The sequence below is a fragment of the Novosphingobium sp. UBA1939 genome, from assembly GCF_002336885.1.
GTDB lineage: Bacteria > Pseudomonadota > Alphaproteobacteria > Sphingomonadales > Sphingomonadaceae > Novosphingobium.
The window spans coordinates 1-11775 of the sequence record NZ_DDFB01000107.1 but is presented as its reverse complement, the minus strand read 5'-3'; the positions used below and the strand labels follow the sequence as shown (position 1 = coordinate 11775).

Sequence of the window (11775 nt, the reverse complement as noted above, 5' to 3'; positions counted from 1 at the left end):
AGTCGATGCACGAAAAGACCAGCGTTCCCGCGCTGATCGAGGAACTCTACACGTTCCTGAAGCAGGCCGACGCGCGCGAGCTGGGCATGCTGTTCCGCGATCTGGATGCGGCGAAGGCCGCGGGCGACGCGGTCAACACCCACCGCCTGCTGCACAAGATCGACGAGTTCGAAACCCACGTTGTGCCGATCATCGCCGACATCGACGCCGGCTTCGGCAATGCCGAGGCGACCTACCTGCTGGCCAAGAAGTTCATCGAGGCGGGCGCCTGCTGCATCCAGATCGAGAACCAGGTCTCGGACGAGAAGCAGTGCGGGCACCAGGACGGCAAGGTCACCGTGCCGCACGAGGACTTCCTCGCGAAGATCCGCGCCGTCCGCTATGCCTTCATGGAACTGGGCGTCGATGACGGGATCATCGTGGCGCGCACAGATTCGCTGGGTGCCGGCCTGACCAAGCAGATCGCCTTCGTCCGCGAGCCGGGCGACATCGCCGACCAGTACAACAGCTTCCTCGATTGCGAGGACGTCGATACCGCCAACCTTGGCCACGGCGACGTCCTGATCACCCGCGACGGCAAGCTGGTGAAGCCCAAGCGCCTGCCTTCGAACCTCTACCAGTTCCGTCCGGGAACCGGCGAGGACCGCTGCGTGCTCGATTGCATCACCTCGCTCCAGAACGGCGCGGACCTGCTGTGGATCGAAACCGAAAAGCCGCACATCGGCCAGATCGGCGGCATGGTCAGCCGCATCCGCGAGGTGATCCCCAACGCCAAGCTGGTCTACAACAACTCGCCCAGCTTCAACTGGACGCTGAACTTCCGCCAGCAGGTGTTCGACGCCTGGGAAGCGGCCGGCAAGGACGTTTCCGCCTATGACCGGGCGCGCCTGATGAGCGTGGACTACGACGGCACCGAGCTTGGCGTCGAGGCCGACGAGCGCATCCGCACCTTCCAGAAGGACGCGGCGCGCGAGGCGGGCATCTTCCACCACCTCATCACGCTGCCGACCTATCACACGGCCGCGCTCAGCACCGACAACCTCGCCAAGCGCTATTTCGGCGAAGAGGGGATGCTGGGCTACGTGAAGCAGGTCCAGCGCGAGGAAATCCGCCAGGGCATCGCCTGCGTGAAGCACCAGAACATGGCCGGCTCCGACATCGGCGACGACCACAAGGAATACTTCGCCGGGGAAGCCGCGCTCAAGGCCGGCGGCGCCCACAACACGATGAACCAGTTCGCCGCCTGACGCGGCGGGGGGAACCAATTCGCCGCCTAAGCCCCGGCGGACTGGCAAAGCAATCCTCGCGGCAATCAAGCCCCGAAGATCCAAGAAGGAGACCCACCATGGCTGAACCTGCACGTGCCCGCGCGGTCCTCTCGACCGAGGACTTCAAGCTGATCCGCGAAGCCGTACTGCACTATCTGAAGGCGATCGAGGACCAGCCGGAATCGGTGAAGTTCTCGAATCTCTACCACCGGCTCGGCAGCGCGATGGGGCGCTGATCCCGCACGGAACTTTCCTGGGGAGGAAAGCTGGCCCGCCACGCACGCCCGCGTGGCGGGCCTTCGCGTTTTGGCCCCCTTTCCGCCCGTTCGCGGCGATCGCCATGCAAAAACCCCTCCGGACGGTGATCCGGAGGGGTCTCGGGAGGAAGCTCGGGAAGGTCGGGCGTCAATGCGCGTGGGCGCGACCCTGAGGGAGGATGCCGAAAACGGCTTCCAGCAGGTCCTCGGCGATGGGCTTGAGGAACTGGCAGCCGGAAACATAGCCGTTCGTCCAGACCACCTTGGCATCGACCAGGATGTTCGGCGGAATGCGCAGGCAGATGTCGGCGTTGGGGCTGAGTTCGGAATAGGTTTCGATCCGCGATCCGTGCGTGGAAATGTCCACGATCTTGCACAGCGCGCTGCCCAGCATGTCGCCGCTCACCTTGGCGTCGGCAGCCACCTGTGTGCGGCGCGCCTTGCGGCGCTGGCTCAAATCAACCTGTTGATATTCGGCAGAGACCATCGGTGTTGTTCCGCAGGATTGTGTTTAATGGGGATACACCAGGTCTGGCTAAAAAGTGGTTAAGAGCGGGCCGTGCGGCGTTCTTGAAAAAGACCTTTGTTTACCATTGCTTGCCCCGCCAGAGCGCCGCGAAGCCCTGTTGCTCGCGGTGGCACCTGAACCATGTTCCGCAGGAATCGGCGCGGGCAAAGCCAGGCTTTGCCCGGCCCAAGCAAGCCTGTTCTTGATAAACTCAACTGATTAGGTAGATATAATGCGTCCGGGCGACGCTTCCCTCTCCCTTCGCCGTCCGGACCGCGGCTTTTGATGGATGTCAGCTTGCTCCGCGTCACCAACGGCTAAAGCGCACGAACCCGGGCGACCTCGCCAGCTTCGTGTTCCGTGAACAGGAGAATGCGAATGTCGAGAGCAGCCCAGTCGTCACCATCCCCATCTCCGTCCGGCCCCCTGGCGCGCATCCCGCGCCGCCGCGCCGTGCCGCCATTGCCACATCCCTCATGGGCGCGTGGCGACAGCGGCGAAGGGCGCCCCCGGCCGGCGGCGGTCACGGCGACCGACTTCTGGGACCGGCTCGGCCTGTAAGCCGTCCGGTCCCGGAAACGGGGTTTTGACACCAGATTGCGGATGGGTGACCAAAGGCAAGATGAAAACAGCGCTGATCATTCGCCACGTTCCCCACGAGGGGGTGGCGGGCTATCGAGACCCGATCGAGCAGGCGGGATACGCGGTCGACCGTATCGACGTGTCGGACCCGGCCTTTGGCTCGCTCGATCTGCGCGAACCCGACCTGCTCATTATGATGGGCGGCCCGATGGGCGTCTATGAACAGGAAGCCCACCCCTGGATCCGCTGCCAGATGCGCCGGCTGGCGCTGCGGCTGGAAGCGGACCGGCCCACGCTGGGCGTCTGCTTCGGCGCGCAGATGATCGCCGCCGCCATGGGCTCTGCTGTCTATCCCGGCGGCGCCAGGGAGGTGGGCTTCCATCCCGTCAGCGTCCATGCCGGGGACAGCCCGTTGCGCCATGTCGAAGGCGTGCCGGTGCTGCACTGGCATGGCGATACGTTCGATCTGCCCGAAGGCGTGGAACTGCTGGCGTCGAGCCACGTCTATCGCCATCAGGCGTTCCGGCGCGGGCGCAATCTGCTAGCGCTGCAATTCCACGCGGAGATGGGCGAGGACCCCCGCTTCGACGCCTGGATCGAACAATCGCCGGACGATGTCGCGGCGGCCGGTCACAGCCCGGAAACGCTGCGCGCTGCGCACGAGGCGCACGGGCCGGGCGCGGTTTCCGCCGGGCGCCGCATGATCGCGGAATGGCTGGGCGCGCTCGGTTGACCGCTGCCCTGGCCCTGGGAAGCATATCAGAAGATCGGATCGTATCCCGGTGGCACGTCGTCGATGCCGGAACTGCTGTCGGTCGATCCCGGCACATGGATGCCGCATTCGGTCTTGTCCCAGCCCTTCCAGCGGCCCGACCGCGGGTCTTCGCCGGGGGCGACCTTGCTGGTGCAGGGCGCGCAGCCGATCGAGGGGTAGCCCAGCGCCACCAGCGGATGGCGCGGCAGCCCATGCCGGTCCATCCAGCCTTCGAGGTCGTCCTTGGTCCAGCTCGCCAGCGGATTGATCTTCAGGCGGCCCTGCGCGTCGGAATGATCGATCTCGAAGCGGGGCAGCCCCGCGCGCGTGGCGGACTGGAAGCCCTTGCGGCCGGTGATCGAGGCATCGAAGTGCAGCAGCGCCTTCGCCAGAGGCTGCACCTTGCGGATTTCGCAGCAGCCGTCCGGGTCCCACGACCAGCGCAGGCCGTTGTCGTCCTTCTTCGCGAGTACCTCGGCGTCCGGCTCCACGATCTGCAGTCCGGTCAGCCCCAGGTGCGCCACCAGTTCGTCGCGATAGGCGACCGTTTCCGGGAAATGCTTGTGCGTTTCGAGGAACAGCACCGGGGTGGCCGGATCGATCTGCGCGATCAGGTGGAGCAGCACCGCGCTTTCCGCGCCGAAGCTGGACACGACGGCAAGATCGCCGGCCAGCCGGTCGCGCAGTACGCCGCGCAGCATGTCCTGCGTGTCGCTGCCGCGGAACAGGTTGTTCAGCCGGATCGCGTCGGTTTCGGTGAAGCGCGGCGCGGTGTCGATCCGATCGACGCGCCGGCCCTGCGCCCGGGCATCCTGCTTGCGCGCCGCCGTTTCCGCCATGTCAGGCCAGCCCGTGCCGCTTGGCCCAGATGGCCGCACGGCCATCGACCGTCTTCTGGTAGACCTCGGGCCAGGTGGCCAGCGCCTTGTCCGCCGCCGCGCGATCGATCGCCTGGTTGGGCGCGAAGCTGTCGAAGCCGCAGCGGCGCATGTGCGAAAGCTGATCCAGCAGGACGTCGCCCACCGCACGCAGTTCGCCGGCATAGCCGTGTTCGCGCAGGATGCGCGCCGCCGAATAGCCGCGCCCGTCGGTGTAGGCGGGGAAATTCACCTCGACGAGGCTCAGCCGGCCAAGGTGCGGCAGCAGAATGCGCGCATCGTCGCCCGGTTCGATCCGCACGGCCGAGGCGTTGGTCTGTTCGGCGAAGGCGTCCACGGTCACGGCCGGATCGGCCACGGGTTCGTCATCGCGATAGCGCAGCGCGTTCTCAACCATAGATCGCCTCCTTGAACGGGGCCATGCCGATGCGGCGGTAGGTATCGAGGAAGCGCTCCCCGTCGGTGCGCTGGGCCAGATAGACGTCGGTGGCCTTCTCCACCGCATCGACGATGCCGTCCTCGTTGAAGCCGGGGCCAGTGATCGTGCCGAGCGAGGTGTCCGCGCCTTCCGATCCGCCGAGCAGGAGCTGGTAGTTCTCCACGCCCTTGCGGTCCACGCCCAGAATGCCGATGTGGCCGGCGTGGTGGTGCCCGCAGGCGTTGATGCAGCCCGAAATCTTCAGCTTCAGCTCGCCCAGTTCGCGCTGGCGGCCCAGATCGGCGAAGCGTTCGCTGATCTTCTGCGCCACCGGAATCGAGCGGGCGTTGGCGAGGCTGCAATAATCGAGGCCGGGGCAGGCGATGATGTCGCTGATCAGGTCCAGATTGGCGCTGGCGAGGCCCGCCGCGTCCAGCTTCTGCCACAGCGCGTAGAGATCGGCCTTCTTCACATGGGGCAGCACGATGTTCTGCGCGTGGGTCACGCGCAGTTCGTCGAACGAATGCGCCTTGGCGAGATCGGCCATCAGGCGGATCTGGTCGGCGCTGGCATCGCCCGGAATGCCGCCGGTGGGCTTCAGGCTGATGGTGACGATGGCATAGCCCGGCTGCTTGTGCGCATGGACGTTCTGGTCCAGCCACAGCGCGAAATCGGGATCGCTGCGGTCGATGTCCCCGGACAGGCCGGTCTCGAAGCCCGGATCGGCGAAATAGCCCTTGATCCGCTCCAGCTCGGCCGGCGGCGGTTCCAGCCCCAGCGTCAGGATATGGGCGAATTCCTCTTCCACCTGGCGGCGGTATTCGTCCGCGCCGATCTCGTGGACCAGGATCTTGATCCGCGCCTTGTACTTGTTGTCGCGCCGGCCATAGCGGTTGTACACGCGCAGGCACGCTTCCAGGTAGCTGATCATCTGCAGCGGCGGCACGAAATCGCCGATCACCGGGGCGATCATCGGCGTGCGGCCCATGCCCCCGCCGACGTAGAAGCGGCAGCCGATCTCGCCCGCCTCGTTCTTCACGATCTGGATGCCGATGTCGTGCAGCTTCATCGCCGCGCGATCGGTGTCGGACCCGATGATGGCGACCTTGAACTTGCGCGGCAGGTAATCGAATTCCGGATGGAACGTCGACCACTGGCGTAGCAGTTCGGCATAGGGGCGCGGGTCTGCGACCTCGTCGGCGGCGGCGCCGGCGAACTGGTCGGCGGTGGTGTTGCGGATGCAGTTGCCGCTGGTCTGGATCGCGTGCATTTCCACGCTGGCAAGGTCGGCCAGGATATCGCCCGCGTCTTCCAGCTTGATCCAGTTGTACTGGATGTTCTGGCGCGTGGTGAAGTGGCCATAGCCGCGGTCGTACTTGTCGGCGATATCGCCCAGCATCCGCATCTGCGCGGAATTGAGCGTGCCATAGGGTATCGCCACGCGCAGCATGTAGGCGTGCAGCTGGAGGTAAAGGCCGTTCTTCAGGCGCAGCGGCTTGAACTGGTCCTCGGTCATTTCCCCGGCCAGGCGGCGGCTCACCTGGTCGCGGAACTCCGCGACGCGGGCATCGACCATGGCCTGGTCGTACTGGTCATACTGGTACATGTCAGATCACCCAGTTGCCGGCGGCGGGGTCGGCGGGCTTGAGGGAAAGGTCGAGCCGGACGGTGGGGCCAAGCGCGCGGATGCGTTCCTTGATATGCGCGGGGCGCACGCCTTCGCCGGTCACCGATGCGTCGATGGCGTAGGAGCCGACCACGCGCTGCGCGGCTTCCTCGCGCGCGAGGATCGCTTCGGGGTGTTCGCCCGCGTCCACCGCATCGTTGACGTGGCGCGACCAGCCTTCGCCGGTCCACCAGATCACGTCCCCGGTCTTGAGATCGTTGCCGGTCAGGACTTTCACAGCACCGTCTCCCCGGCCGCCCGGGCCATCTTCGCAAGTTCCATCGTTTCTCCCCGCGCCGCGACCTCACCGATGATGATGAGCGCCGGGCTCTTGACCTTTTCGCGCGCGACCAGATCGCCCAGGCCGGCGAGCGGCCCGCGCAGCACGCGCATGTCTGGCCGCGCCGCGTTCTCGACCACGGCCAGCGGCATGGTGGGCGCAAGCCCGTCCGCGATCAGCTTCTCTGCGATCGCCTCGCTGGTGGCGACGCCCATGTAGATCACCAGCGTGCGGCCCACGCCGGCAAGGCCCGCCCAGTTCTGGTCGGATAACCCTTTGCACTGGCCCGCCACGAAGCTGACGATGCTGGCGTTCTCGCGATGGGTCAGCGGGATGCGCGCCGCCGCCGCCGCGCCCAGCGCCGCGCTGACGCCGGGGACCACTTCCACCGGCACGCCGGCGGCTTCGCAGGCTTCCATTTCCTCGCCGCCGCGCCCGAACACGAACGGATCGCCGCCTTTCAGCCGCACCACGTCATGCCCTTGCCGCGCCTCGCGCACCAGCAGGGCGTTGATGTCGCTCTGCTTCATCGTGTGGCGGGAGCGCTGCTTGGCCACCGAGACGAACCGCGCGCCGCGCGGCGCCATGGCCAGCACGGCAGGATCGACCAGCCCGTCATGCACCACCACTTTGGCGCGCATCAGCAGCCGCGCGGCGCGCAGAGTCAGCAGGTCGGGATCGCCGGGGCCGGCACCGACCAGATAGACCGTTCCGGGAGTGGGGGCGGGATTCTTCATGAGGGCCAGATGGGCGCGCCCGCCCTTTCGCACCAGCGAGAATGGTTTGGGGGCGGCCTAGGCGAACTTTAGGGGCGAACTTTAGGGGCGAACTATCCCGCCCTGCGGGTTCACTGCGCGGGGCCGGTTTCGCGCGGATCGCGCGATTCATGCCGCGCCGCCAGCGCATCGGCCAGCCGGCGTAGCCCTTCCGAATCCTTGAGCGAGACGTCCTGCTGGGGATAGGGGATCTCGATGCCGTTCTCGCGGAACAGGTGCCACACCCGCTTGAGCACTTCGGAGCGGACGTTGCCCACGCCCTCTTCCGGATCACCGATCCAGCACACGATGACCATGTCGATCGAATTGGGACCGAAGGCGCTGAGCAGTACGCCGGGCGGGCGGTCGGCCAGCACCCGGTTCGCCCCGCGCGCGGCTTCCAGCATCAGCCGTTCGGCCAGATCGATGTCGCTGCCATAGGCGATGCCCACCGGGATCTGGATCGAGACCTCGCGCGAGGAATAGGACCAGTTCTCGACCTGGCTGGTCATCAGGTTTTCGTTCGGAATCAGGTATTCGCGGTTGTCGCGCGTGGCGACGGAGACCGCGCGGATGCCGATCTTGCGGACCTGCCCGAAGCTGCTGCCCTTGCCGTCGTTGACCGCGATCACGTCACCCGGCTTGATCGAGCGGTCCATCAGCAGGATGATTCCGGCGATCAGGTTGCCGAAGGTCTTCTGCAGGCCGAAGCCGATGGCAAGGCCGAACGCGCCGGAAAAGACCGTCAGCGCGGTCAGGCTGATGCCCAGCAGGTCGATGCCCAGCAGGAAGGCGAAGACCCACACCGCCAGCGAAACCAGCTTTTCGCCCAGCACCTGCTGCGCGCTGTCGAGGCTTGTCATGCGCGAGAACAGATGCCGCGCGATCCGGCTGCCCAGCCGCGCGATCATGAACATCGCCACGACCACCAGCACCATCTTCGCGGCGTTGAACACCGAGATGTGATAGTGCCCGATGTCGAAGCCGTAATCGTCGAGCACGTCCATGAACGCGCGCGCATCGCGGCGGAACTTGGCCCAGCCGTGCACGACCTGCCCGTGGACGGCGGAATCGGACATGACCGCGGCGAGCATGGCGGAATTGAGCATCACAGCGCCGCCGCCCAGGCCGCCAGCCCGGCTTTCAGGTCAGCGATAAGGTCGCCGGCGTCTTCCAGCCCGATCGACAGGCGCACGCCGAAGCGGTCGTCGGCGTCCATGCCCGGCAGCGGCCAGGCGGAGGCGGTGCGGATGCCGGCGGGATCGACCGGCGTTGCCAGGCTTTCGAAGCCACCCCAGCTATAGCCGATGCCGAACAGCGCCAGCGCATCGATCAGCGCGTCGCGCGCCGCGCTGGTGCCGCCTTTCAGCACGAAGCTGAACAGGCCGCAGCCCCCGGTGAAATCGCGCGTCCACAGATCATGCCCCGGCGATCCCGGCAGCATCGGGCACAGCACCCGCGCCACTTCGGGCCGCGTTTCCAGCCATTGCGCGATGGCCAGCGCGCTTGCGGTCTCGCGGTCGAGCCGCACGTTCATGCTGCGCAGGCCCCGCAGCACCAGCGCCGCGTCGTCGGGCGAGACGACCTGCCCCAGCCCCTGCGCGCGCAGCCGCAGCTTGCGGTACCACTCCGCCCCGGCCGCAGCGCTGCCCATCATCACGTCGGAATGGCCGCCGACGTGCTTGGTCAGCGACATCACCGTGATGTCCACCCCCCTTTCCAGCGCCGGAAAACCAAGCGGCCCGGCCCAGGTGTTGTCGAACACGGTGACGATCCCGCGCGCACGGGCGATCGCGGCCATGGTGGGCACGTCCTGCACGTCCATGGTCAGGCTGCCGGGCGATTCGAGCAGCACGGCGCGCGTCCGTTCGCAGATCGCCGCCTCGAACGCGACGGTGTCGCACGGATCGAACCAGCGCGTTTCCACGCCGAAATCGCGCAGCAGTCCGCGCGCCATCGCGCGGCTGGGCTCATAGGCATTGTCGGTCAGCAGCAGCACGTCGCCGGGGCGCAGCACCGTCAGCAGCGCGCCGGCAATGGCGGCCACGCCCGAGGGATAGAGCACCGTGCCGGCCGCGCCCGGCTCCAGTTCGGTCAGCGCCTCGCACAGCGCCCATTGCGTCGGCGCGCCGCGGCGTCCGTAATAGAACCGCCCGTCCTCGTTGCGCGCGCCGCCCTGCCGCAGCGCGGCCATGTCGGGGTAGAGATGGGTGCTGGCGCGCCATACCGCCGGGCTGACTACCGCGCCCGGCTGGTCGGCGGTGCCGGTCCATTCGGGCCGCCGGCCGGCGGCGGCGAGGCGGGTGGCGGGCTTCAGGGGACGATCGTCGCGCGTGCTGCTCATCGCCGGCCCCTAGCAAACCTTGCGCGGGCTTTCGAGGCGCCAGTTCAGGCAGGCTGCACGGCGGGCTGCGGCCCGGTTTCCTTCGGCGTTGCCGGATCGGCGCCCCATTCGGACCAGCTGCCGTCGTAGAGCGAGACGTCGTCCTTGCCGATCAGGTGCAGCGCGAAGATCAGCACGTTGGCGGTCATGCCCGATCCGCACGAGCTGATCAGCGGGCGCGACAGGTCCACTCCGGCCGCGTCGAACAGCGCGCGGATCTCGTCGGCGCTTTTCCAGGTTCCGTCGGGCCGGAACAGGCTGGCATAGGGCACATTGCGCGAGGCGGGGATGTGCCCGCTGGCCAGCGCCGGGTTGGTTTCCTTCTGTTCGCCGGTAAAGCGCCCGGCGCCGCGCGCGTCGACCACCTGTTCGCGCCGGTCCTTCAGGTTGCGCAGCACGTCGGCCTTGGAGCGGACGTGGCTTTCGTCGCTCCACACCGTGAAGTGGCGGTGCCGCAGCGTTTCTCGCCCTTGCGCGCAGGGGCGGCCCTCCGCCTTCCACTTGGCGATGCCGCCATCGAGCAGCGCGACGTTCTGCGCCCCGAACATGGTCAGCATGAACCAGGCGCGCGTGGCGCTTTTCACCGGGCTGTCATCGTAGAGCACGATGCGGCTGCCGTCGCCCAGCCCCAGGCTCTGCATCCGGCTGGCGAACTTTTCGGCCGATGGCAGGGTGTTGGGCACCGGCGCAGTGGTGTCGACCAGATTCGCGAGGTCCATGAAGACCGCGCCGGGAATATGGCAGGCTTCGTATTCCAGCGCGGGATTGCGTTTCTGCTCGGGAAGAAACGCGCTCGCGTCGACGATGCGCAAATCGCTCGCGCCAATTTCGTCCGCGAGCCACTGGGTCGAGACCAAGGGATCCATCGTGGTTGTTCCTGCCTGCATGGGTGATCCGTCTATCGCGGATTCCCCTTATACTTAGGCAGGCGGCCAAGACGCGTCGAGACTGAAAAACGAACGATTCAGAGCGTTTCGGGTATTTCGAGCGCGCGCTGCCCGATCGCGTCCCACACGCGCGGACCAAGGTCGAGCCGGAACGGCTGGAGACGGTCGGATGCCGTAGCGTTATCCTGCCCGACCAGGAACGCGGCCCGGGCCGACACGGCGCGGTGCGCGCTGTCGCTGGCCCAGGCATCGAACCGCGCCACCGGCACGAAAAGCTGCGCCTGGCCATGGCGAATCGGCGTGACCGCGGCCAGCGGCAGGCGGAATTCGCCTTCCAGAACGGCGCTTTCGCCCGGCCCCAGCCGTTCGATCCGGCCGATCGGCGGCAGTTCCGGCCCGGCGATGCCGAGTTGTTCTTCCATCGAGCGCGAGGCGTGCGCCGCGATCATATCGCCGCTGATCGCGATGTCGCTCAGCGCGTCCGGCCCGGCGTTGGTCGCGGTCAGGCGATAGGCAAGCGTGGTGTTGACCAGCGTCGCGCCCAGCCGCACCGCTTCGAGTGTCAGCACGAGGCCACGAGCGGCTGCGGCCGCCACGGGGGAAGGTGCGGGCGCAGGCAGCGGCGGAAGGGGCGTTGGCGCGGGGCGGGGGACCGGCATCGCTGCAACCGAAGGCGCGCTCTCCGGCTCTGCCTCCTGCACTTCCGCCGGCTCGTCCCGAGCGGCTGGCCGCCGCCGTCGCGCCCAGGCAGCCAGCGCCAGCACCGCGNNAGCACCGCGAGCGCCAGCGCGCCGCCGCCGATCCACCACAGCCATCCGCTGGTATCCGGCGTGCTGGCGACAGGCGCCCCTGAAGGCGCGGTTTCGGGTTCGGGCACGGCGGAGGTAGAGGTTTCGGGCAGCGGCTCCGGTGTTGCCGAAGCGGCCGGGGAGGGCGTGAGGGAGGGGGTGGGAGAAGGCGTTGCCGATCGCGGTTCCGGCGCGCGCGCCTCGGGTGGGGCGCGCCGGTCTGCTGCGGGGGATGGGGATGCGGCAGGCCTGGGCGTAACGCGCGGTGTCGGCAGCACGATGACGGGTGGCGTCCCGGTTGGCGAGGCGACCGGCGTGGGCGGCGGCGCGCCTTCCGCCACCGGACCGGCG

At 67.6% G+C, this 11775-nt stretch carries 13 protein-coding genes and 1 pseudogene; 4 read left to right on the top strand and 10 right to left on the bottom strand.

The annotated features are described in order from the left end of the window. On the top strand, positions 1–1247 hold a 1247-nt coding region (locus B3547_RS13490; protein WP_292963958.1), incomplete at its 5' end, for an isocitrate lyase. 98 nt (positions 1248–1345) lie between these two features. Then, positions 1346–1504: a hypothetical protein gene (locus B3547_RS13485; protein ID WP_168196035.1), complete on the top strand. Its 159-nt coding sequence runs from the start codon at positions 1346–1348 to the stop codon at positions 1502–1504. Between the two features lie 169 nt (positions 1505–1673). Here the strand turns inward: B3547_RS13485 and B3547_RS13480 are convergent, their stop codons facing one another. Next, complete coding sequence (locus tag B3547_RS13480; RefSeq protein ID WP_124811115.1) at positions 1674–2012, bottom strand: PilZ domain-containing protein; 339 nt, start codon at positions 2010–2012, stop codon at positions 1674–1676. A 643-nt stretch (positions 2013–2655) separates the two neighbouring features. Here B3547_RS13480 and B3547_RS13475 point away from each other — a divergent pair. After that, positions 2656–3348, top strand: a complete 693-nt coding sequence (locus B3547_RS13475) for a glutamine amidotransferase (protein WP_292963955.1) — start codon at positions 2656–2658, stop codon at positions 3346–3348. A gap of 26 nt (positions 3349–3374) precedes the next feature. Here the strand turns inward: B3547_RS13475 and B3547_RS13470 are convergent, their stop codons facing one another. The 9 genes from B3547_RS13470 to B3547_RS13430 all read right to left on the bottom strand — a co-directional run bounded on the left by B3547_RS13470 (position 3375) and on the right by B3547_RS13430 (position 11205). Next, positions 3375–4208: a phosphoadenylyl-sulfate reductase gene (locus B3547_RS13470; RefSeq protein WP_124811113.1), complete on the bottom strand. Its 834-nt coding sequence runs from the start codon at positions 4206–4208 to the stop codon at positions 3375–3377. Between the two features lies 1 nt (position 4209). Then, positions 4210–4644 (bottom strand): DUF934 domain-containing protein, encoded by a 435-nt coding sequence (locus tag B3547_RS13465; RefSeq protein ID WP_136955853.1) that lies wholly within the window; start codon positions 4642–4644, stop codon positions 4210–4212. Continuing rightward, entirely contained in the window at positions 4637–6271 is a 1635-nt protein-coding gene (locus B3547_RS13460) for a nitrite/sulfite reductase (protein WP_194919431.1), read from the bottom strand. The genes B3547_RS13465 and B3547_RS13460 overlap by 8 nt, the downstream gene beginning before the upstream one ends. Before the next feature lies 1 nt (position 6272). Next, positions 6273–6569: a DUF2849 domain-containing protein gene (locus tag B3547_RS13455; RefSeq protein ID WP_124811110.1), complete on the bottom strand. Its 297-nt coding sequence runs from the start codon at positions 6567–6569 to the stop codon at positions 6273–6275. Next, positions 6566–7348, bottom strand: a complete 783-nt coding sequence (cobA, locus tag B3547_RS13450; RefSeq protein WP_125954537.1) for a uroporphyrinogen-III C-methyltransferase — start codon at positions 7346–7348, stop codon at positions 6566–6568. Before cobA ends, B3547_RS13455 begins: the two co-directional genes overlap by 4 nt. A 110-nt stretch (positions 7349–7458) precedes the next feature. Continuing rightward, on the bottom strand, positions 7459–8475 hold the full coding sequence (locus tag B3547_RS13445; RefSeq protein WP_414690561.1) for a mechanosensitive ion channel family protein: 1017 nt from the start codon (positions 8473–8475) through the stop codon (positions 7459–7461). Then, positions 8475–9710, bottom strand: a complete 1236-nt coding sequence (gene metC, locus B3547_RS13440) for a cystathionine beta-lyase (protein WP_292963953.1) — start codon at positions 9708–9710, stop codon at positions 8475–8477. The genes B3547_RS13445 and metC overlap by 1 nt, the downstream gene beginning before the upstream one ends. A 44-nt stretch (positions 9711–9754) precedes the next feature. Next, positions 9755–10615 carry a 3-mercaptopyruvate sulfurtransferase gene (gene sseA / locus B3547_RS13435; RefSeq protein ID WP_124811107.1) on the bottom strand — a complete coding sequence of 287 codons (861 nt, stop codon included), beginning with the start codon at positions 10613–10615 and terminating at the stop codon, positions 9755–9757. 98 nt (positions 10616–10713) lie between these two features. Beyond that, on the bottom strand, positions 10714–11205 hold the full coding sequence (locus B3547_RS13430; RefSeq protein WP_292963952.1) for a hypothetical protein: 492 nt from the start codon (positions 11203–11205) through the stop codon (positions 10714–10716). Between the two features lie 261 nt (positions 11206–11466). On the opposite strand from B3547_RS13430, the pseudogene B3547_RS13425 reads away from it, so the two are divergent. Next, a pseudogene (locus B3547_RS13425) lies at positions 11467–11775 on the top strand (hypothetical protein); the annotation flags it as partial.